Source organism: Prosthecodimorpha hirschii (assembly GCF_001305515.1).
Classification (GTDB): Bacteria; Pseudomonadota; Alphaproteobacteria; order Rhizobiales; family Ancalomicrobiaceae; genus Prosthecodimorpha; species Prosthecodimorpha hirschii.
Map to the genome: position 1 here is coordinate 5,707,734 of NZ_LJYW01000001.1, position 19,490 is coordinate 5,727,223.

Annotated in this window: 17 protein-coding genes and 1 tRNA gene; 7 read left to right on the plus strand and 11 right to left on the minus strand. The window is 69.5% G+C overall.

Translation table 11 applies throughout. The features are described from left to right. Window positions 1-516 precede the first annotated feature (516 nt). Entirely contained in the window at window positions 517-3,423 is a 2,907-nt protein-coding gene (gene uvrA / locus ABB55_RS25040; protein ID WP_054361255.1) for an excinuclease ABC subunit UvrA, read from the minus strand. Window positions 3,424-4,012: 589 nt separating this feature from the next. Between uvrA and ssb the strand changes: the two genes are divergently transcribed. Together ssb and ABB55_RS25050 are read left to right on the plus strand one after the other, a co-directional pair. After that, the gene (gene ssb / locus ABB55_RS25045) at window positions 4,013-4,576 is read left to right on the plus strand and encodes a single-stranded DNA-binding protein (protein WP_054361256.1); all 564 of its coding nucleotides are present in this window, start codon (window positions 4,013-4,015) and stop codon (window positions 4,574-4,576) included. Between the two features lie 155 nt (window positions 4,577-4,731). Beyond that, complete coding sequence (locus ABB55_RS25050) at window positions 4,732-5,136, plus strand: DUF2306 domain-containing protein (RefSeq protein WP_054361257.1); 405 nt, start codon at window positions 4,732-4,734, stop codon at window positions 5,134-5,136. 166 nt (window positions 5,137-5,302) lie between these two features. Here ABB55_RS25050 and hutC read toward each other — a convergent pair whose 3' ends face one another. The 3 genes from hutC to ABB55_RS25065 all read right to left on the minus strand — a co-directional run bounded on the left by hutC (window position 5,303) and on the right by ABB55_RS25065 (window position 6,821). Further along, on the minus strand, window positions 5,303-6,043 hold the full coding sequence (gene hutC / locus ABB55_RS25055) for a histidine utilization repressor (RefSeq protein ID WP_054361258.1): 741 nt from the start codon (window positions 6,041-6,043) through the stop codon (window positions 5,303-5,305). A gap of 253 nt (window positions 6,044-6,296) precedes the next feature. Beyond that, window positions 6,297-6,557: a hypothetical protein gene (locus ABB55_RS25060; RefSeq protein ID WP_054361259.1), complete on the minus strand. Its 261-nt coding sequence runs from the start codon at window positions 6,555-6,557 to the stop codon at window positions 6,297-6,299. Window positions 6,558-6,735: 178 nt separating this feature from the next. Beyond that, window positions 6,736-6,821, minus strand: a tRNA-Leu gene (locus ABB55_RS25065). A 287-nt stretch (window positions 6,822-7,108) separates the two neighbouring features. Between ABB55_RS25065 and ABB55_RS25070 the strand changes: the two genes are divergently transcribed. Further along, window positions 7,109-8,266: a vWA domain-containing protein gene (locus ABB55_RS25070; protein ID WP_054361260.1), complete on the plus strand. Its 1,158-nt coding sequence runs from the start codon at window positions 7,109-7,111 to the stop codon at window positions 8,264-8,266. A gap of 145 nt (window positions 8,267-8,411) precedes the next feature. Here ABB55_RS25070 and ABB55_RS25075 read toward each other — a convergent pair whose 3' ends face one another. The 7 genes from ABB55_RS25075 to ABB55_RS25105 all read right to left on the minus strand — a co-directional run bounded on the left by ABB55_RS25075 (window position 8,412) and on the right by ABB55_RS25105 (window position 15,013). Continuing rightward, window positions 8,412-8,756, minus strand: coding sequence for a hypothetical protein (locus tag ABB55_RS25075; protein ID WP_054361261.1), 345 nt, complete (start codon window positions 8,754-8,756; stop codon window positions 8,412-8,414). 57 nt (window positions 8,757-8,813) lie between these two features. Beyond that, complete coding sequence (gene gpt, locus ABB55_RS25080; protein WP_054361262.1) at window positions 8,814-9,320, minus strand: xanthine phosphoribosyltransferase; 507 nt, start codon at window positions 9,318-9,320, stop codon at window positions 8,814-8,816. Between the two features lie 38 nt (window positions 9,321-9,358). Further along, on the minus strand, window positions 9,359-10,144 hold the full coding sequence (locus ABB55_RS25085) for a competence/damage-inducible protein A (protein WP_054361263.1): 786 nt from the start codon (window positions 10,142-10,144) through the stop codon (window positions 9,359-9,361). A 130-nt stretch (window positions 10,145-10,274) separates the two neighbouring features. Then, a complete protein-coding gene (locus ABB55_RS25090; protein WP_054361264.1) occupies window positions 10,275-11,468 on the minus strand; it encodes an FAD-dependent oxidoreductase in 1,194 nt (397 codons plus the stop codon). Between the two features lie 22 nt (window positions 11,469-11,490). Beyond that, window positions 11,491-11,739, minus strand: a complete 249-nt coding sequence (locus tag ABB55_RS25095; protein ID WP_054361265.1) for a zinc-finger domain-containing protein — start codon at window positions 11,737-11,739, stop codon at window positions 11,491-11,493. Between the two features lie 92 nt (window positions 11,740-11,831). After that, entirely contained in the window at window positions 11,832-13,295 is a 1,464-nt protein-coding gene (locus tag ABB55_RS25100) for a hypothetical protein (RefSeq protein WP_152982182.1), read from the minus strand. A gap of 191 nt (window positions 13,296-13,486) precedes the next feature. After that, window positions 13,487-15,013 (minus strand): hypothetical protein, encoded by a 1,527-nt coding sequence (locus ABB55_RS25105; protein ID WP_054361267.1) that lies wholly within the window; start codon window positions 15,011-15,013, stop codon window positions 13,487-13,489. Between the two features lie 13 nt (window positions 15,014-15,026). Here ABB55_RS25105 and ABB55_RS30730 point away from each other — a divergent pair, with 13 nt between their 5' ends. From ABB55_RS30730 to ABB55_RS25120, 4 genes are all read left to right on the plus strand, one after another. Then, the gene (locus tag ABB55_RS30730) at window positions 15,027-15,278 is read left to right on the plus strand and encodes a hypothetical protein (protein WP_152982183.1); all 252 of its coding nucleotides are present in this window, start codon (window positions 15,027-15,029) and stop codon (window positions 15,276-15,278) included. A 115-nt stretch (window positions 15,279-15,393) separates the two neighbouring features. Continuing rightward, the gene (locus ABB55_RS25110) at window positions 15,394-16,677 is read left to right on the plus strand and encodes an imelysin family protein (RefSeq protein ID WP_054361268.1); all 1,284 of its coding nucleotides are present in this window, start codon (window positions 15,394-15,396) and stop codon (window positions 16,675-16,677) included. Window positions 16,678-16,757: 80 nt separating this feature from the next. Then, a complete protein-coding gene (locus ABB55_RS25115) occupies window positions 16,758-18,191 on the plus strand; it encodes a multicopper oxidase family protein (RefSeq protein WP_244472120.1) in 1,434 nt (477 codons plus the stop codon). An 86-nt stretch (window positions 18,192-18,277) separates the two neighbouring features. Next, complete coding sequence (locus ABB55_RS25120; protein ID WP_244472121.1) at window positions 18,278-19,486, plus strand: di-heme oxidoredictase family protein; 1,209 nt, start codon at window positions 18,278-18,280, stop codon at window positions 19,484-19,486. The last annotated feature ends 4 nt before the right edge of the window (window positions 19,487-19,490 follow it).

A 19,490-nucleotide genomic window follows, 5' to 3' on the forward strand; every position in this document is an offset into this window, starting at 1 on the left:
TCCAATGCACTGTCCTGAACATCAGGAAAGCTTGAAGAGCGGGTCAGGCCTCACGGCGTCGTCTATGGACAACATATAGGACATGATCCCTGTCCCAAGCCAGAGGGGCGGCCGCATGTCCGACATGCGAATTGTGCAACGCAGCACGATTCCCTGCGCCCTCGACGGGAAACCGGCCGCTTTCCGCAGTCGCAGGTGAGGTGTCGATATTGCGATGCACAATCGGCATCGCACCATGACGTTTCGTCATGCCTGGGCCCGGGCCGGCCCGTCCGATCATGTGCGGCGGCGCCGGTACGGTGTCCCATGACGGCCGGCCTGCCCGCAAAGGCGCTCGTTCCTGCGGCCAGCCGTTGGGGCGGCCCCATCCGTCCGCGGCGTCGCTCGAATCTCGAGCCGGCGCCCGTTGAACGCCCGCACGTTGAACACCCGCCCGTTGAACGCCCGACTATCGGGCGGGCGCCTGTCAGACGGGGCCATGTCGGGCGCGGGACCCGAACCGGCCCCGTGCCCGGGTCATTCCGCGGCCGCCGGCCGTCGGCGCGGCCGCCGTTCCAGAAGTTCCGCGAGGAAGCGGCCGGTATGGCTGCGCGGCTCCTTGACGACATCCTCGGGGCGGCCCACGGCGACGATCTCGCCGCCGCCGTCGCCGCCCTCCGGGCCGAGATCGAGGATCCAGTCGGCCGTCTTGATCACCTCCAGATTGTGCTCGATGACCGCGACCGTGTTGCCCTGGTCGACCAGTTCGTGCAGCACTTCCAGGAGCTTGGCGACATCGTGGAAATGCAGGCCGGTGGTCGGCTCGTCGAGGATGTAGAGCGTCTTGCCGGTCGAGCGGCGCGACAGTTCCTTGGACAGCTTGACGCGCTGCGCCTCGCCGCCCGACAGCGTCGTCGCCTGCTGGCCGACATGGATATAGCCGAGGCCGACGCGCGACAGCGTCTCCAGCTTCTCGCGGATCGCCGGAACGGCCTGGAAGAAGCCGACGGCCTCGTCGACCGTCATGTCGAGCACGTCGGCGATCGACTTGCTCTTGAACTGCACGTCCAGCGTCTCGCGATTGTAGCGCTTGCCCTTGCAGACATCGCAGGTCACGTAGACATCCGGCAGGAAGTGCATCTCGATCTTGATGACGCCGTCGCCCTGGCAGGCCTCGCAGCGGCCGCCCTTGACGTTGAAAGAGAAGCGGCCCGGCCCGTAGCCGCGCGCCTTGGCCTCGGGGAGGCCGGCGAACCATTCGCGGATCGGCGTGAAGGCGCCCGTATAGGTCGCCGGGTTGGAGCGCGGCGTCCGGCCGATCGGCGACTGGTCGATGTCGATCACCTTGTCGAGGAATTCCAGCCCCTCGACACGATCGTGCGGGGCCGGATTCTCCTTGGAGCCGTTGAGCTTGCGCGCCACGGCCCGGAACAGGGTGTCGATCAGCAGGGTCGACTTGCCGCCGCCGGATACGCCGGTGACGCAGGTCAGCGTGCCGAGCGGAACATCGGCCGTGACCGATTTCAGGTTGTTGCCACGCGCCCCGACCACGCGCAGCCGGCGCGCCTTGTCGATTTTGCGCCGCCGCGCCGGGATCGGGATCTCGCGCGCGCCGGACAGATACTGTCCCGTCAGCGAGGCCGGATCGGCCAGGATCTCCGTCGGCGTGCCCTCGGCGATGATCCGGCCGCCATGGATGCCGGCGCCCGGGCCGACATCGACGACATAGTCGGCCGCCAGGATCGCGTCCTCGTCATGCTCGACCACGATCACCGTATTGCCGATGTCGCGCAGGTGCTTCAGCGTGTCGAGGAGCCGCGCATTGTCGCGCTGGTGCAGGCCGATCGACGGCTCGTCGAGCACGTAGAGCACGCCCGTCAGGCCCGAGCCGATCTGCGAGGCGAGCCGGATGCGCTGGCTCTCGCCGCCCGACAGCGTGCCGGAATTGCGCGCCAGGGTCAGGTAGTCGAGCCCGACATCGTTCAGGAACTTCAGCCGCTCCCGGATTTCCTTGAGAATGCGACCGGCGATCTCGTTCTGCTTGTCGGTCAGATCCGCCGGCAGGCATTCGAACCACTGGCCGGCGCCGCGGATCGACAGGTCCGAGACCTCGCCGATATGCCGGCCGGCGATCTTGACCGCCAGCGCCTCCGGTTTCAGGCGGTAACCGTTGCAGGCCTGGCAGGGCGTCGCCGCGAAGAAGCGCTCGATCTCCTCGCGCGACCAGTCGGACTCGGTCTCCCGCCAGCGCCGTTCCAGGTTCGGGATCACGCCCTCGAAGGTCTTCGACGTGTTGTAGCTGCGCAGGCCGTCGTCATAGGAGAACAGCACCTCCTCGCTGCCGGTTCCGTAGAGGATCGCGGAACGGGCACGCTCCGGCAGGTCGCGCCAGGGGACATCCAGCTTGAAGCCGTAGTGCCGGCCGAGCGCCTCCAGGGTCTGGGTCGTGAAGGGCGAGGTCGAACGCGCCCAGGGCGCGATGGCGCCCTTGCGCAGGGTCTCGGATTCGTCCGGCACGATCAGCGCCGGGTCGATCTTCTGTTCCGAGCCGAGTCCCGAGCAGGTCGGGCAGGCGCCGAACGGGTTGTTGAACGAGAACAGCCGCGGCTCGATCTCCGAAATGGTGAAGCCGGAGACCGGGCAGGCGAACTTCTCCGAGAAGATCAGCCGGCGCGGATCGCCGTTCGGCTCCTTCTCGTCGGCGAATTCCGCGACCGCGATGCCGTCGGCGAGCTTCAGGGCGGTCTCGAAGCTGTCGGCCAGCCGCGTCGCCATGTCGGGGCGGACCACGATGCGGTCGACGACCACGTCGAGGTCGTGCTTCAGCTTCTTGTCGAGTGCCGGCGCTTCCGAAATCTCGTGGAAGGTGCCGTCGATCTTGACGCGCTGAAAGCCCTTCTTCTGCAGGTCGAGCAATTCCTTGCGGTATTCGCCCTTGCGGCCGCGGATCATCGGCGCGAGCAGGAAGAGGCGCGTTCCCTCCGGCAGGGCCAGCGTGCGGTCGACCATCTGGCTGACCGTCTGGCTCTCGATCGGCAGGCCGGTCGCGGGCGAATAGGGAATGCCGACGCGCGCGAACAGGAGCCGCATGTAGTCGTAGATCTCGGTGACCGTGCCGACCGTCGAGCGCGGGTTGCGCGAGGTCGTCTTCTGCTCGATCGATATGGCCGGCGACAAACCGTCGATCTGGTCGACATCCGGCTTCTGCATCATCTCCAGGAACTGGCGCGCATAGGCCGAAAGGCTCTCGACATAGCGGCGCTGGCCTTCGGCATAGATGGTGTCGAAGGCGAGCGACGACTTGCCCGAGCCGCTGAGGCCGGTCATCACGATCAGCGAGTCGCGCGGCAGATCCAGGTCGACATTCTTGAGATTGTGCTCGCGCGCCCCCCGGATCGAGAGCATCTTGGTCGGATTGGCGGCGGGGCGGCTTTTCTCGGTCATCGATCGTTTCCGGTCCGGATCGGACGCACGGGCGGGATGGGACGACGCCTCGCGACGCCGATCGTCTACGGTTCGCGCGCGACGGCGGATGTCCGTCACCCACGCGGGATGAGGTCAGCATCCGAGGCCGGCCCGGTCGCATCCGGACCGCTCCGCACGCCGATCCGTGACGATGCGCCGGACCGATCCGGCCCCGCGGCCGGGCGTCGGCCTGGGTCGGACATGCCCCGGGCGCGACGCCACCCTATCGGCGGGAACCGGCGGTCACAATCGCCGATTCGACACGGGAGGGCTTGCGAAGGGATTGGGACTTGTCTAGAACGGAACGGGAACGATTGCAAGGCCTGCCACATGGGGCGGGGCCGACGGGAGGGGCCGGGCGGCCGCCAACGGTGGATAAGATGGCGTGAAGCGCGTCGCAGTCGGCGGCCGCGGTCGCGAGGCTGCGGATGGCAGCGTAAGGTGGCGGGTCCGTGGGCCCGTTGGAGCCGGCGCGGATGCGATGCCGCCGAAGCGGCGTCCGGTGCCGGCTTCGGCCGGGGGGAGACGGCCGGCACGGTGGGGCCGGCAACACTATTCGGAGATCGAGATGGCCGGAAGCGTCAACAAGGTGATCCTGGTCGGCAATTTGGGTGCCGATCCCGAGGTGCGGCGGACGCAGGACGGCCGGCCGATCGTGAATTTGAGCGTGGCGACGTCGGAGTCCTGGCGCGACCGGCAGTCCGGCGAGCGCCGCGACAAGACGGAATGGCATCGGGTGGTGATCTTCAGCGAACCGCTGGCCAAGACCGCCGAGCAGTATCTGCGCAAGGGCTCCAAGGTCTATCTGGAAGGCCAGCTGCAGACGCGCTCCTGGGAGGACCAGCAGGGCCAGAAGCGCTACTCGACCGAGGTCGTGCTGCAGAACTTCAACTCCACCATGGTTCTGCTCGACCGGCCGGCCGGCGGGCAGGGCGGGGAGGATTTCGGCGGGGGCGGCGACGATTTCGGCGCGCCGCCGGCGCGCAGCGGCGGCGGGGGCGGCGGACGCAGCTTCGAACGCGGCCAGGCCTCGGGCGGCTTCGGCGGCGGGTCTTCCGGACCGCGCGGCGGCGGTGGTGGCAGCCGGCCGCAGCCGGTCGCCAACGACATGGACGACGAAATCCCGTTCTGACGAAGACCCGGTCCGACGAAGGCCCGGTCCGACGAAAGCATGGTCCGACGACGTCTGGGCAGGTCGCCGTCGGACCGGACGGAAATTCCGTTGGGGCACTTGCGGCGCTTCCGGAATGTTGGTACTGAACGGTACCGACATTCGGAGCCCATACGATGAATCCGTCCTTCGCACCGCTATTTGCGGCCTCGCCTGCCATCCAGATCCATGCCGTCCTGGCGCTCGCGGCCTTTGTGGTCGGGCTCGTGCAGTTCGCCGCGCCGAAGGGGACGCCGCTGCATCGCGCGCTCGGCTGGCTGTGGGTGCTCGGGATGGCGGTGGTCGCGCTGTCGTCCTTCCTCATCCATGAGATCCGGCTCTGGGGCGCCTGGAGCCCGATCCATATCCTGTCCGTCTGGGTGCTGCTGATGCTGGTGGTGGCGATCCATGCGGCGCGGCACGGTGCGATCGAGCGTCATCGCAAGACCATGCGGGGTCTGTTCGTGGGCGCACTGGTGATCGCCGGCCTGTTCACGCTGATGCCGGACCGGATCATGCATGCGGTGCTGTTCGGCGCCTGAGGCCGCGTTTTCGGCCGGACGCCGTGCCGATCCCCGGGCGGACGGCCCTGTCCTCGGCGCGCGACCCGGACGGTGCCGATCCGACGCCGAAACGGGCGACGCCTAGACGGGCCTTCACCGCCCTCCGCGCGCGCTTCGGGCACCTTTGCCGTCGGACGATCGGCCGCTACCGCCCCGGACCGGCCGGCGTGAACCGGGCGACGAGCCGCTGCCGGTCGCCCGGATACCAGACGCGGACCGCGGTCAGTGCGGCGCCGGACCGCCAGGTGGTGCGTTCCAGCACCAGGCAGGCGGTGCCGACGGGCAGATCGAGCAGGTCGGCGATGCGCTGGTCGGCGCCTGCCGCCGAGATGTGATGTTCCGCCTCGTGCCAGGCGACGTGGTGCAGGAGCCAGGTCCCCGGCGGCTCGGCCGTGAAATCGACGTCGCGCGCGTCCGGGACGTTGTCGAGGGCGATGATCCGCTCCTCGCAGGCATAGGGCGTGCCGTCGGCCAGATGCAGGCAGGTCAGCAGCAGCAGTTCGGTGCCGGCCGGAACCGGGATCGCGGCGCGATCCTCGCGGGTGGCGCGCCGGCGCTTCTCGGCGACGCAGCGATAGGCGTAGGCCTCGCCGCGGGCGGTGACCTCGGCCTTGATGTCGGGGATCTCCAGCACGGCCGATTGCGCGCTCGGCCGGCGCACGAAGGAGCCGGCCCGCCGCCGTCGTTCGATCAGCCCGGCCTCGGCGAGCGCGGACAGCACCTTGCTGACGGTCATGCGCGCGCAGCCATACTCGGCCATCAACTCGTGCTCGAACGGAATCCGGTGCCCCGGGCCCCATGCGCCGGTCAGGATCTTCGCCTCGATGTCGGCACGGATGCGCTGGTTGAGCGAATCCGCGCCCCCTTTCGCCGTGCCGCCCTCCATCCGCGCCGCCACCCTGTCGCCTCCGCCGGGGTCCCGCCGAGAGCATTTCCCGATTGGATGGAAACATCCAATCGATAAGGAAATGCTCCAGAGCCAATGGCTTGAGCCCCTCCTTTTCGGTCAGATCGTTTCGATCTGACCGGGACAGGCTCTGGAGGATCATTCGATCTGAAGGGATCGGATGATCCTCTGCATGTTTTTGTCTGCGCAAGCTTTTTCCGATCAGAGCGGGTTGCTCTGATCCGACCTTGCTCTAGCCGAAAGCGAGCGCCGCCACAATCGCGACGCCGATCGTGCCCCAGAAGGCGACCGTCCGGACCTGCCCGAGCCGCGCCGCAAAGCGCGCATTGGCGACCGCCGGGTCCGGATCCGGCGTCCAGTAGAGCAGGGCCGCCAGCACCGGCACCCCGAACTGCAGCCCGAGAAACGCCATCAACCCGGCGATCCAGCCCTGCAGGACCCAGACCACCAGCCCCGCCAGAAAGGCCGACAGGCCGAAGATGCCGGAGATCATCGAAGGTCCTCTGTGAAATCAGGCCTCAACTGGACCACACCCTCGAGGCCGATGCCACTGCGTTGACGGCTCATAGGGCGCGTCAGGCTCCGAGCGCCACCGAAGCCGCCGCTGAGAAAGCCGACCGCCGTATCGTCCTTCGCCCGCGCGGCGGTGCGGCGAGGTGAGGCGAGGTTCGTGGTGCGGACGGCGGGACTCGAACCCGCACGCCTTGTGGGCGCAAGATTTTAAGTCTCGTGCGTCTACCGGTTTCGCCACGTCCGCAGGACGGTCTTGGGTAGCCGTCCCGGGAGCGGATGGCAAGCGGCGCGGTTGCGGTTCGACGTACCGACGTCCGGTGCTTCCCGGTGGCCTTCGCTTTCGGGTCCCTTGTCCCGGTCCTGCCTTGCCCCGCAGCCGGCGCGCGCCGCCGCCACAATCCGTGCGGCATCCGCCGGATTTCCGACGTCATGCGGCCGAACGGAACTCGCGATCGGGGCTCAGGCTCGACCGTGTCGGGTTGGTCGGGGGTCCAGTCGACGGCTCCGGGAGGGGCCAGAGGGAGAGATCGCATGAACAGGTTCATCATGGCGACCGGCCTGGCCGGCGCGCTCGTGGCCGCGCTTGCGTCGGGCCGTGCCGGGGCGGCGGGGATCGCCGAGACGGTGCCGGGCCAGGAGCCGCCCGGCTTGGTGCTGACCGGGCCGTCGCGGATCGAGGTCGTCTTCGTGCTCGATACCACCGGCTCCATGTCGGGGCTGATCGAGGGGGCGAAGAAGAAGATCTGGGCCATCGCGGACGAGATCCGCAAGACCAACCCGAATGCCGATCTGCGCATCGGCCTCGTCGGCTACCGCGATCGCGGCGATGTCTATGTCACGACGAAGACCGAGCTGTCGAACGACATCCACGCCGTCTACGGCCAGCTGATCCAGTTCCAGGCCGGCGGTGGCGGCGACTGGCCGGAATCGGTCAACGAGGCGCTCCATGTCGCGGTCACCAAGATGGGCTGGAGCGAGACGGGCGAGAGCCGCCGGATCGTGTTCCTGGTCGGCGATGCGCCCCCGCACATGGACTATGCGCAGGACATTCCGTTCACCGACACGCTCAAGATCGCCGAGCGCGAGCATATCCTGGTCAACGCCGTCCAGGCCGGCAACGCCCGGGACACGGCGATCGTCTGGCGGACCATCGCGCAGCTCGGCCACGGCCGCTATATCCCGATCCCGCAATCGGGCGGCGTGGCGGTGATCGAGACGCCCTACGATCAGCAGATCTACCAGATCCAGATCCAGTTGAACGCCACCGTGATCCCCTATGGCGCGCCCGCGCGTCAGTCCGAGGTCAAGGGCAAGCTCGAACTGAACCGGGCCGCGGCGCCCTCGGCGGCGTCCGACATGGCGAGCTACGCCTCGCGCGGCGTGAAGTCGGCCGACCGCAAGGTGGTCACCGGGGAGGGCGACCTGGTCGCCGACCTGCAGGCCAAGCGCGTCGAGATCGAGACGGTGAAGACGGAGGATCTGCCGGCCGACCTGCGGGCGGTCGCCGCACCGGAGCGTCGCAAGGTCGTCGAGGCGAAGGCGGCCGAGCGCGAGCGCCTGCAGGCGCAGCTGCAGGACCTCGTCCGGCAGCGCGACGCCCATCTGGAGACCGAGCGCAAGAAGGGCGGCGGCGCCAAGGACGGCTTCGACGAAGTGGTCTCGAACCTGGTGCGCGAACAGATCCGCTGACGGCCGGTTCGGGGGCGCCCCGAAACGGGTCGCCGCGCCGGCTTGCGACGCGGCCCGATGCCTTGCGGGCTCGGGCCGCGGTCGGATGGCCGACGCCTCGGGCATGCCCTTCGGGCGACGATGGGGGCGGGAGGCTCGGCGGGCGTCAGCCCTCCTCGCCCTCGCCCATGACGCTGCGATAGCTTTCGATGAATTCCGCGGCGCCCTTCTTGGAATCGCGGATCAGGTCGGCGATGTCGCCGCCGAACCGGTCGAGTTCCAGCTTCAGGCCGGCCACCGACGGCTTCTCGGTCTCCATCATGTAGGACGACATCTGCAGCGAGACGGCGATCTGGAGCAGCGTGAAGACGGCCGTCTGGTCGGGAACCTCGTTCTCCTCGACATAGTCGAGGACGATGTTCTTGATCTCCTCGGCGTGTTCGTCCTGTTCCGCCTCCCAGGCTTCCATTTCCTGTTCGGTTTCGAAGCCGAGTTCGTCGTGACGTGCCATGTCTGATACTCCTCGTTGCGGCCGCGCGGCGCACGGCCCTGTCGTGGAACCGGGAGGTCAGCCCGCGGCGGCGCCGGCGATCGGCGGCTGGAAGCTGAGGCCCATGTCCCAGGGGAAATAGATCCAGGTGTCCTGCGAAACCTCGGTCACGAAGGTGTCGACCAGAGGGCGGCCCATCGGCTTGGCGTAGACGGTGGCGAAATGCGCCTTCGGCATCATCTCGCGCACCACCCGGGCGGTCTTGCCGGTGTCGACCAGGTCGTCGACGATCAGGATACCGGCGCCGTCGCCGCCGGCGAGCGCGATCAGGCTCGGCGAGACATCCTTCAGGACGCGCAGTTCGGACTGGTTCTTGTAGTCGTGATAGGAGGCCACGCCGACCGTCTCGATCAGGCGGATGTCGAGCTCGCGCGCCACGATCGCAGCCGGCACCAGCCCGCCGCGCGTGATCGCCACGATCGCCTGCCACTGGCCCTGGCCGGACAGTCTCCAGGCGAGGGCGCGGGCATCACGATGGAACTGGTCCCAGGAGACCGGGAACGCCTTGGGCTGGGGCTGCGACATCGAAGGTCCTCGGAAGGGCGGTCGGGCGAAGGGGATCGTCAGGTGGCCGGCGTCAGGGCGGCGACCATGGCGCGCACCTCGTCGGCGACGGTGGCGAGCAGCGCGGCGTCGCGCGCGCGGATCACCAGGTTGGTGGCGTGGCGGGTGCCGTCGAAATAGGGGTAGCTGCCGATGATCGTGTCGGGATGGGCGGCCTGGATGCGGCCGAGCGCGGTCGCGACCGTGCCTTCCGGCAGGGTGGTCGGCACCGTCTCGGACAGCATCTTGCGGCCGGTCTTCAGGGTCGGCGCGACGGCGTCCATCATGGCCTGCATGATCGACGGCACGCCGGCCATCACATGGACGTTGCCGATCCGGAAGCCCGGCGCGCGCGAGACGCGGTTCTCGATCAGATCGGCGCCGGCCGGGATGCGCGCCATGCGCAGGCGGGCCTCGTTGGACTCGATGCCGCGCTCGGCGAAATAGGCCTCCAGGATCGCCACCGCGCGCGGATCGTGGCCGATCTCGACCCCGAAGGCGGCCGCGATCGCGTCGGCGGTGATGTCGTCGTGGGTCGGCCCGATGCCGCCGCAGGTGAAGACATAGGTGTAGCGGCGGCTCAAGGCGCGCACCGCGTCGACGATCTCGGCCTCAACGTCGGGGACGATGCGCGCCTCGCGCAGGTCGATGCCGATCGCGGTCAGATAGTCGGCGATGAAGCCGATATTCTTGTCCTTGGTCCGGCCGCTGAGGATCTCGTCGCCGATGATCAGCACGGCGGCGGTGACGATCTCGTCGTCCCGGCCTTCGGAAGCGGGCTGTGCAGCGCCGTCGGGAGCGGCCATCGGGACCTCGAATGTTCGGCAGATGGCTTCCCGTAGCGCATGGCCCGCCCAGGCTCAAGAGGGCGGGCGCCGATCGGGCCGGCGAAGCCCGCGTCGCCGGCCTTCACGCACCAGATCGGGCCTTCCGGGCTCAGTCGGGCTTCCAGCCGTAGATCCAGGCCTGCCGGTCGATCAGCCGGCGCCCGGCGAGCCCGATGCCGGTATCGCGGAAGAGGGCGAGCGCGTCGCCCATATGGTAGATGCGGCCGTTCGAGACCGCCTGGTCCCAGATCGCGGTGGTGCGCCGCTTGCGCGCCTTCTCGTAGGCGGCGAAGCCATCGGCGACTTCGGCGTGCCGGTCGAGGCAGCGAGCGAGCACGGCGGCATCCTCGATCGCCATGCAGGCGCCCTGGGCGGCAAAGGGCAGGGTGGCATGGGCGGCGTCGCCGAGCAGGGTGACGGGACCGGACGTCCAGTCGAAATCCGGGCGGATGCCGGCCAGCGCCCAGCCGGTCCAATGCTGCGGGGCGAGGATCAGCGCGCGGGCGATGTCGGGCCAGCGGGTGCCGGAGACCGGATCGAAACGGCGCACCACCGCCTCGCGCTCGACCGGCACCGACCAGTTGTCGTCCTCCCAGGCGGCTTCCGTCACGGCGACCAGGTTGAGCAGCCGCCCCCCGGCGATCGGGTAGTGCACCAGATGGGCGCGCGGCGCCATCCAGAGCCCGACGGCGTTGCGATAGTCCGGCGGGGTCTCGTCGATCGGGATGGTGGCGCGCAGGGCCATCCGGCCGGTATAGCGGGCCGGCGGGGCACCGAGCGTACCGGTGCGGATCATCGACCAGACGCCGTCGGCGCCGACCACGCCGTCGGCCTCGATGGCGTCGGGCCGGCCGTCCTGCTCGATCGCGACCACGACCCGGCCGGGTTCGGCCTCGATGCGCTTGACCGCGATGCCGAGGCGGATGGAGACCGACGGCAGGGCGGCGACCTCCGCGGCCAGCGCATTCTGCAGGTCGGCGCGATGGACGACCCAGTAGGGCGCGCCGAAGCGGGCCGCGATCGGGGGCCCGAGCGGCATCCTGGCGATCTCGCCGCCGGCGCGGGTGGAATGGATGCGCAGGCTGTCCGGCGTGACGGCTTGCGCCTCGAGCCGGGACTTGAGGCCGAGTTCGACCAGGATGCGCGATGCGTTCGGTGAGATCTGCAGGCCTGCGCCGACCTCGGCCAGCACCGCGCTGCGTTCGAGCACGGTGACGCGGTGGCCGCGCCGCGCCAGGGCGAGGGCGGCCGTCAGACCGCCGATGCCGGCGCCGACGACGACAAGACGGCGCTGAGCAGCCATGAGAGATGTCCGGAAGGGCCGATCAGGCCGCGGCCTTGTCCACGAACAGGCAGCCGGCCGGCTCGGTCTCGGTCGCCTTCAGGCTGTGGTCGTAGACATAGAGCGTGGAGCAGTAGGGGCAGACATGCTCGTCGTCGTCGCCCATGTCGATGAAGACATGCGGATGATCGAAGGGCGGCCGCGCGCCGACGCACATGAATTCACGGACGCCGATGCGGATGCGGGCATGGCCGGCATCGTTGGCGAAATGCGGGACGACGGCGTGAGCCATGTCGGAATTCCTCTGCTGCCTTTCGCGGCGCACCCTATAGGACCGCGTCTGCGAAGGGTAGTGCGGATTTGGACGGAAGCGGACGGGTCCGATCAGCGGCGCCAGAAGCCCGGCACGCGCCCGTTGACCAGCACGCGGTGCTCGCGTTTGCGCTCGATCACCCAGCGGCTGCGGCCGTCCGCGTCCTTGTCGGCGAGCGCCTGCGCGGCATAGAGGCCGGTCAGCACCATGGCGGTACCGGGCGGGGCGCCGGGCGCGGAGAGGCCGGCAAGAATCCGGTCGAGCCCCGCGGCGGTGACCGTCGCCTTGCCGACCGGCACGCCGCGCTCCATCGTCAGCGTGCCCTCCCACGCGATATCGTAGCCGGGACCCCGGACATGGCCGGGGGACAGCGTGATCGTGACATCGGCCTCGGCGAGGGACGCGCGAATCGCCGTCAGGGCGTCCGGGCCGAGCGGCGGATCGCTGGCGATGTCGAGCGACTGGATCGCGTAGCGGGCGGCGAAGTCGAGATCGAGCCCGGCGACCTTGAGCCCGAGGCTCAGGCTCTGCGGGATCAGCCCGGCGAGCGGGATCGGACCTTTGACCGAGAGGCCGGACAGATCGAGACCGAACTCCGCATCCGCCCCGGCGACGGGGCCGGATGCCGCGACACGGATGGTGCCCGTGTCCGCGCCGATCGACAGGCCCGGGGGCTCCAGCGCGAAACCATCCATCGACGAGACCACGCTGATCCGGCGGAAGACCGGCAGGGCGGCTTCGAGGCGGTCGAGCAGGGCGGAATCCGGGGCGGCCAGTTCGGCCCGGGTCGGGTGGGCGACAAGGTAGGACCACAGCGCCGTGAGCGGCCCGGACGCGAGGCCCTCGACCGTCACGTCGGTCGTCTCCCGGGCGGCCCGATAGTCGATGGCGTCCGCCGAGGGGGCGGCGCCGGGCATGACGCTGGCCTTGCCCTGGATGTCGCTGCGGCGGTTGGACAGGCGGTAGGTCAGGCTGCCGTCGGCGGCCACGTCCGTGGTCTGCTCGAAACGGATATCCCGCGACGTCTCGGTGGCGTCGACCAGTGCGCGCTTCTGCTCGACCCTCGCCCGGGTGGCCGTGAAGGTGCTGCGGATGAGGCGCTGCAGGTCGGCGCTGAGATAGAGGCTCTCCTCGGTGCCTTCGAATTGCGTCCGGCTCGTCACGCCGAAACCGCTGGACGTCGACGGCGGCCGTTCCATGGCGTCGGCGCGCCATGTGCCGTCGGCCTGCCGGACCTGCTTCCAGGAGAGGGTGCCGAGATCGAGCTTGAGGCCGAGAATTTCGAGCGGCTTCAGCAGGCGCTGCGTTCGGACCGTCATCCGATAGTGGTCGCCCGCCGGCTCGAAGGTCGTGTCGGGCGCCTCGCCGGGCGCCGGCGGCGGCATCGTCTGGTTGGCGAGCGCGGTCAGCCGGGCCGCCTCCTCGGCGGTGGCGGTCTCCGCGCGGGCCCGGCCGGCCAGCGGCGGGGCGGCGAGGATCGCGCCGGCGATCAGCGGCACGACGGCAAGAGCTTGGCGGGACGGCATTCTCGGCACGGGCGACTCTCCCATCGGAACTCTCAGAGACTAGTCGCGCCCCGCTGCAACGGGGAGTCGAAAGCGCAGGCAGTCCACGCCCTGTCGATCACGGCCTCGTGGCCGGCGAGGGCCCGGTCGCCGCGGCGGCTCCCGGTGACGGCCGGCCGGGCGGAATCCCGTCCGGCAGGCCGCATCGGATGCCTTCGCGGTCAGGGCTTGGCGGCCTTGCCGTCCTGGCCGTCGCCGTCCGCGTCATCGTCCTTCTCCTCCGGCACGGCCTCCTCGGTCGGCTTCTGGACGACATTGTCGTTGACCAGGATCGACCCGTCCGGCTTGAACCGGACGACCCATTTCAGCGCGCCGTCGGTGTCGGGGGCGGCCAGCGCCTGCGCGCCGTAGAGGCCGACCAGGGCGCCGGCGGCGATCTTGTCGCCCTTGGCCGCGCCGAGGGCGGCGATCGTCTTGTCGAGCCCGATCGCGCGCACCGTGATGGTGCCGTCGACGCGCTCGGCGGCGACTTCGAGGCCCCCGTCCCAGGCCACCTCGTAGAGGCTGGAGCGCAGGCGTCCGGGCGTCAGCGTCACCGTGAAGCGTCCGTCCGGCATGATCTTCTCGGCCAGGATCGACGGGATCAGATCCTGATCGTCGCCGGCCGTCGCGGGATCGACCAGATCGATCAGCGCGCGGGCGGCACCGTCGAAGTCGAAGCCGCCGGTGTTGAAGCCGATATCGATCATGCCGGGGATCAGCGGTTCGACCCAGGTCGGGATCACGGTCGACTTGACCATCAGGTCGGTCGCCTGCAGCGTCATGCCGCCGCCGGCCGGCTTGACCAGGCCGTTGAGGTCGATGCCGAACTGGAGCTTCGACATCGAAGCCGAGCCGCTCGGGAACTGGACGGCGACGCCCTCGAACTGGCTGTTGCCGCCGATGCGCTGGAAGACCGGCAGGCTCTCGGTCACGGCCTTGCGCAAGTCGTCCTTCGCGGCGGTCAGTGCTTCCGGGGTGACGCCCTTGGCGACCAGCAGGCGCCAGATGCCGAGCAGAGGCTTGACCTTCAGGGCCTCGATCGTCGCCTCGCTGCGCTGGCTGGCGACGGTGACGCCGAGTTCGATGGTCGAGCCGCCGCCGAGTTCCGACGGCCATGCCAAGCGCATGGTCTGGCTGAGGTCGCGGAAACGGTCGCGGCCCTGCAGCGTCACCGCATCCGGGCCGGCCGCCACAGCGGTCGACACGGCCTCATAGTCGCTGTAGCTGGCGCGCGACTGGCCGTCCTTGTCCTGGCTTTCGGAATCGATCCTTCCGATGGTCACGGTCGAGCGGGTCACCGCGCCCAGAGCCGGATCGAACAGGCTTTCCCCACTCGGTTTGGTGAAGGACCAGCGCGACCGACTGTCGGCCAAGGTCGCGTCGAAGGTCGGGAAGGTCGCATCGAACAGGCGCCAGAGGCCGTCGGGCGTGCGGGCGATGCGAATGCTGAACGGCGCGGGCTCGACCTTCAGGCCGTGAACGGCAAGCGGGGCGGCGATCTGCTCCAGATTGACGGTGACGCGGTACCCGTCGGCTTCGGCGGCGACGGCCACCTTCGGCGGGGCACCGGCCGCATTGGCACCGACATAGCTCTCGAAGAGCTGCGTCAGGCGGGTCGCTTCCTCCGCGCTGCCCGGCTCCGCCCGCACCGGCATGAGGCCCGCCAGGACCAGTCCGAACGCCAGCGTCGTTCTCTTCGCAATCATCCCGTTTCCCTCGATGGTCGACACCCCGGAGACGCAGGGCAACATTGCCTTGCGGCAGCACGATGACCGGATGCGCCGATCGGCTTTTGTCGACGGCGACCCGGACAGTTTGGAAGTCTTCAAATTCTCAAAGTCTGTTTCGGCCTGTTTGGAATATTTCTATAGTCACGGATCAGGAGTAATTTGTATTGAAGGCGACAAGTGTGGGGTCTATACGCCCGATGTTGGTTTCACTACACGCCCATCCATCGCCTGCATAGCCTGACATTCAGCCAACAAGCGCCGTGAACTGGTGTCTTGGAGGGGAATTGGATCGCCGGACGGCATTCGGCACGGCCGTTGCAGGAAAGGCGTCACCAGATCGAGAGGGGGTCCCGTCCATGGTCCGCATTCCATCGCTTGCGCTTGCCGCATTTCTGGTCGCCGGTCCGGCGGCCGCCCCGGCCCTGGCCGGTCCCGCACCCGAGGCCGACGCCGTGATCGGCACCTATGCGCAGATCGGCCAGGCCGCGTTCGAGGATGCGTTCCTGGCCGGCAAGTCCGTCAAGGCGGCCGTCGATGCCTTCCTGGCCGACCCGACCGAGGCCAAGCTCGCCGCGGCCCGGCAGGCCTGGAAGGACGCGCGACCCTGGTACCAGCACACCGAAACCTTCCGCTTCGGCAACAAGATCGTCGACGACTGGGAGGGCAAGGTGAATGCCTGGCCGCTCGACGAGGGGCTGATCGACTATGTCGATACCTCCGTCTACGGCGAGAGCTCGGACGAGAACCCGCTGTTCCGCGCCAACGTGATCGGCTCCACGTCGATCCGGATCGGCAAGAACAAGGTGGATGTGCGCAAGATCACCAAGAAGCTGCTGTCGGAGAAGCTGCAGGAGGCCGGCGGCGTCGAAGCCAACGTGGCGACCGGCTGGCACGCGGTCGAATTCCTGCTCTGGGGCCAGGACCTCAACGGCACCGGCCCGGGCGCCGGCAACCGCCCGGCCACCGACTATGCGCTGAAAGGCTGCACGCATGATCATTGCGACCGCCGGCGCGCCTATCTGTCGACCGTGACCGACCTGCTCGTCGACGATCTCGCCGAGATGGCGGCCGCCTGGAAGCCGAACGGCGCCGCCCGCAAGGCGCTCGCGGCGCGCAAAGCCGGCGGTCTCGGCGCCCTCGTCACCGGCATCGGTTCGCTCTCCTACGGCGAACTGGCCGGCGAGCGGATGAAGCTCGGCGTCCTGCTGCACGACCCGGAAGAAGAGCATGATTGCTTCTCCGACAACACGCACAACTCGCACTATCACGACCAGATCGGCATGATGTCGGTCTATACCGGCCGCTACGAGCGCCGGGACGGCTCGGTCGTCGAGGGGCCGGGCTTCGCCGCCTTCGCCGCCGCCAAGTCGCCCGAGAAGGCCGCCCGTCTCGACGCCGCCATGAAGACCACGCTCGAACGCCTCGATGCGATCCGCACCAAGGCTGAGACCGGCGGCATGGCCTATGATCAGATGCTGGCCAGCGGCAACGAGGCGGGCAACAAGCTGATCCTGGATGCGGTCGACGGTCTGGTCGCCCAGACGCACGCCCTCGAGGCGGTCGTCGCCGATCTCGGCATCGACCTCAAGCTGAACGACTCCAAGAGCCTGTCCGATCCAGGGGCTGTCTCCAAGAAGTGAAGCATAGGCCAATGGTTATGCCCGGCATCTCACGCAGAACCTTACTTCGCGGCGCGCTCGCGGCGGGTGGTGCCGGGTTGATGGCCGGCGGCGAGCGTGCCGGCGATCTGCTGACCACCGATGCGGCCGCTGCGACACCGTGGCGGTCCGCTCCGGAGCCGGGGCCGGGCCGGTTGCACGAGATCACCTTCGAGGCGGCCGAACGGGAGATGGCCCTGTTCGGTCCCGGCGACGCGCCGGTCCGCATCTGGAGCTACGCCGACAAGCCCTTTCCGGTCGTCCGGGTCAGCCGCGGCGACCGGATCCGGGCCGAGGTGCACAACCGGTTGCCCGAGCATGTATCGGTGCACTGGCACGGCCTGCGCATCCCGAACGCGATGGACGGCGTGCAATATCTGACCCAGCCGCCGATCCAGACGGGCGAGCGCTTCACCTACGACTTCGCGCCGCCCGATCCCGGCACCTTCTTCTTCCATCCGCATTGCAACGAGAGCGGCCAGGTCGGGCGTGGCCTCGCCGGCATCATGGTGGTGGAGGGCGACGAGCGGGTGAAGCCGGACGGCGAACTGATCCTGGCCGTCAAGGATTGGCGGCTCGGACCCGACGGGCGCTGGCTCGAATTCTCGACCCCGCAGGGGGCCAGCCGGGGCGGCACCTTCGGGACCCGGCGCTCGACCAACGACCAGCGCGCCTTCGCGGCCGAGGTGCCGGCCGCGGCCGATCTGCGCGTTCGGCTGCTGAACCTCGATTCAAGCCGCGTCATGGAAATTGGCATCGAGGGGGCGGCGGCGGCGATCGTGGCCGTGGACGGCCATGCCGTCCGTCCCATCCCGCTCGACCGTTCGGGCCAGGAGACGTGGCGGATGGGGCCCGCCATGCGCCTCGATCTCCTGGTCCGGACGCCGAAGCCGGGAGCGGTCGCGAAGATCGTCGACTATCAGTCGGCCGAGCCCTGGACCGTCGCGGCGCTTGCGGCGACCGGCAAGCCGCGCCGGCGCGGGGCACTCGACGCCGACATTCTCTATCGGCCGGTCTTTCCCGAGCCCGACCTGGCCCATGCCGAGACGCTGAGCTGGACCTTCATGGCGGCATCCGACTCGGTCGCGAGCTTCGCCGACGCGGCCGGCTCGGATCCGGCGCAGCGGCTCCTGATGGATTCGCTCTGCGTCTCGGAGCGCACCTATTGGGCGATCAACAAGCTGTCCTGGCCGAATGCCGCCGACCGTCGCCTGCCGCCGCCGCTCGGCGTCTTGACGGCCGGGCGCACCTATCGCTTCGAACTCGTCAACGCCACCCCGCATCCGCATCCGATCCACCTGCACGGCCATGTCTTTCGCGTGGTGTCCTCGTCCGAACGGGCGCGCATGCCGGCCTATGCGGCCGACACCGTGCTGCTGTCGCCGAAGGAGCGGGTCGAGATTGCCTTCGTGGCGACGGCCGGCGACTGGATGTTCCATTGCCATATCCTGGAACATCTGGAGACCGGCATGATGGGCTATCTGAGGGTGGTGTGATGCGCCGCGCGCGGATGGCCCTGATCGGACTTGCGGCGGCCTGTGGGGCGCTGGCCGCTGGCGCCGCGCTGGCGGCTGAAGTTGTGTTGGCTGGCAGCACCGCGAGCGCAAGCGACGCCGCGACCTCCGGCACAGATGCGCGGACGGGCCATCCCGCATCAGCTGGCGCTGAGACAGCCCTCGATGCGGCGATCGGCGAGCGCCTGTTCCGGCGCGCCTGGGTGCCGGGCCAATCCTCGACCAAGGCGGCCGACGGGCTCGGCCCGCTGTTCAACGCCCGCTCCTGTCTCGCCTGCCACGAGGGACTTGGCCGGATCGCGGCGCGCCGCCCGGATGCGCTCGACCGCGGCCTGGCGGTTCGGCTCGGCGATGCGGACGGCCGGGCCGATCCCGCCTTCGGCCGGCAGATCCAGCTCGCCGCCGTCGCCGGCGTCGAGCCCGAGCCGCGGCCACGGATTGCGTGGGTGGACGCGCGTGCCGATGGGGCGGGCGGCCCGCCCGACAGTCTGCGGCCGCGGCTGGTCTGGCCGGATGGCGGCACGCGCTCCGGATCGATCCGCGCCGCGCCGGCCCTTGCCGGGCTTGGCCGTCTCGCGGCCCTGACCGACGCGGCCATTCTCGGCTTTGCCGACGAGCAGGCGCGGGCCGGGCAGGGCGTCGCCGGGCGGCCGCACCGGACGGCCGACGGGCGCCTCGGCCGCTTCGGCTGGAAGGCGACGGCGCCGACCATGGCCGATCAGGTGGCCGACGCCTTCTCGATCGACATGGGGCTTTCGACCCGGCGCCATCCCGAGCCCTGGGGCGATTGCACCGCGTCCGAGACGGCCTGCCGCCTGGCGCCGCACGGGTCGAACGCCTCGGAGGGCGGCGTCGAGATGGACGACGCGATCGTCGCCCGGCTGGCCACCTACCTGATCGCCGTCACCGCGCCGCCGGCCCCTGCGGACGCCCGCGGCGCGGCTCTGTTCGCCGCCACCGGCTGCGCGACCTGCCATCGCGCCGACCTGCCGTCGCCGGATGCCCCCGCGCTGACCGACCTCCTGCTGCACGACATGGGGCCCGGCCTCGACGACGGTGTCGGTGACGGCGCCGCGCGGCCGCGCGACTGGCGCACGGCACCCCTGATCGGGCTCGGGGCGGCGGAAGCGCGCGGATTGCTGCATGATGGCCGGGCGCGCTCGATCGCCGAAGCGGTCGCCTGGCATGGCGGGGAGGGGGCGGGCGCCCGCGACCGCTTCCGGTCCCTGCGGCCCGCCGACCGCGACCGGCTCATCGCCTATCTCAGACGCTTGTGAGGCC

Excerpts from the sequence above, each read along its gene's own strand:
- uvrA (WP_054361255.1), bottom strand. The coding sequence starts at position 3,423 with ATGACCGAGAAAAGCCGCCCCGCCGCCAATCCGACCAAGATGCTCTCG.
- ssb (WP_054361256.1), top strand. The coding sequence starts at position 4,013 with ATGGCCGGAAGCGTCAACAAGGTGATCCTGGTCGGCAATTTGGGTGCC.
- ABB55_RS25050 (WP_054361257.1), top strand. The coding sequence starts at position 4,732 with ATGAATCCGTCCTTCGCACCGCTATTTGCGGCCTCGCCTGCCATCCAG.
- hutC (WP_054361258.1), bottom strand. The coding sequence starts at position 6,043 with ATGGAGGGCGGCACGGCGAAAGGGGGCGCGGATTCGCTCAACCAGCGC.
- ABB55_RS25060 (WP_054361259.1), bottom strand. The coding sequence starts at position 6,557 with ATGATCTCCGGCATCTTCGGCCTGTCGGCCTTTCTGGCGGGGCTGGTG.
- ABB55_RS25070 (WP_054361260.1), top strand. The coding sequence starts at position 7,109 with ATGAACAGGTTCATCATGGCGACCGGCCTGGCCGGCGCGCTCGTGGCC.
- ABB55_RS25075 (WP_054361261.1), bottom strand. The coding sequence starts at position 8,756 with ATGGCACGTCACGACGAACTCGGCTTCGAAACCGAACAGGAAATGGAA.
- gpt (WP_054361262.1), bottom strand. The coding sequence starts at position 9,320 with ATGTCGCAGCCCCAGCCCAAGGCGTTCCCGGTCTCCTGGGACCAGTTC.
- ABB55_RS25085 (WP_054361263.1), bottom strand. The coding sequence starts at position 10,144 with ATGGCCGCTCCCGACGGCGCTGCACAGCCCGCTTCCGAAGGCCGGGAC.
- ABB55_RS25090 (WP_054361264.1), bottom strand. The coding sequence starts at position 11,468 with ATGGCTGCTCAGCGCCGTCTTGTCGTCGTCGGCGCCGGCATCGGCGGT.
- ABB55_RS25095 (WP_054361265.1), bottom strand. The coding sequence starts at position 11,739 with ATGGCTCACGCCGTCGTCCCGCATTTCGCCAACGATGCCGGCCATGCC.
- ABB55_RS25105 (WP_054361267.1), bottom strand. The coding sequence starts at position 15,013 with ATGATTGCGAAGAGAACGACGCTGGCGTTCGGACTGGTCCTGGCGGGC.
- ABB55_RS30730 (WP_152982183.1), top strand. The coding sequence starts at position 15,027 with ATGGTCGACACCCCGGAGACGCAGGGCAACATTGCCTTGCGGCAGCAC.
- ABB55_RS25110 (WP_054361268.1), top strand. The coding sequence starts at position 15,394 with ATGGTCCGCATTCCATCGCTTGCGCTTGCCGCATTTCTGGTCGCCGGT.
- ABB55_RS25115 (WP_244472120.1), top strand. The coding sequence starts at position 16,758 with ATGGCCGGCGGCGAGCGTGCCGGCGATCTGCTGACCACCGATGCGGCC.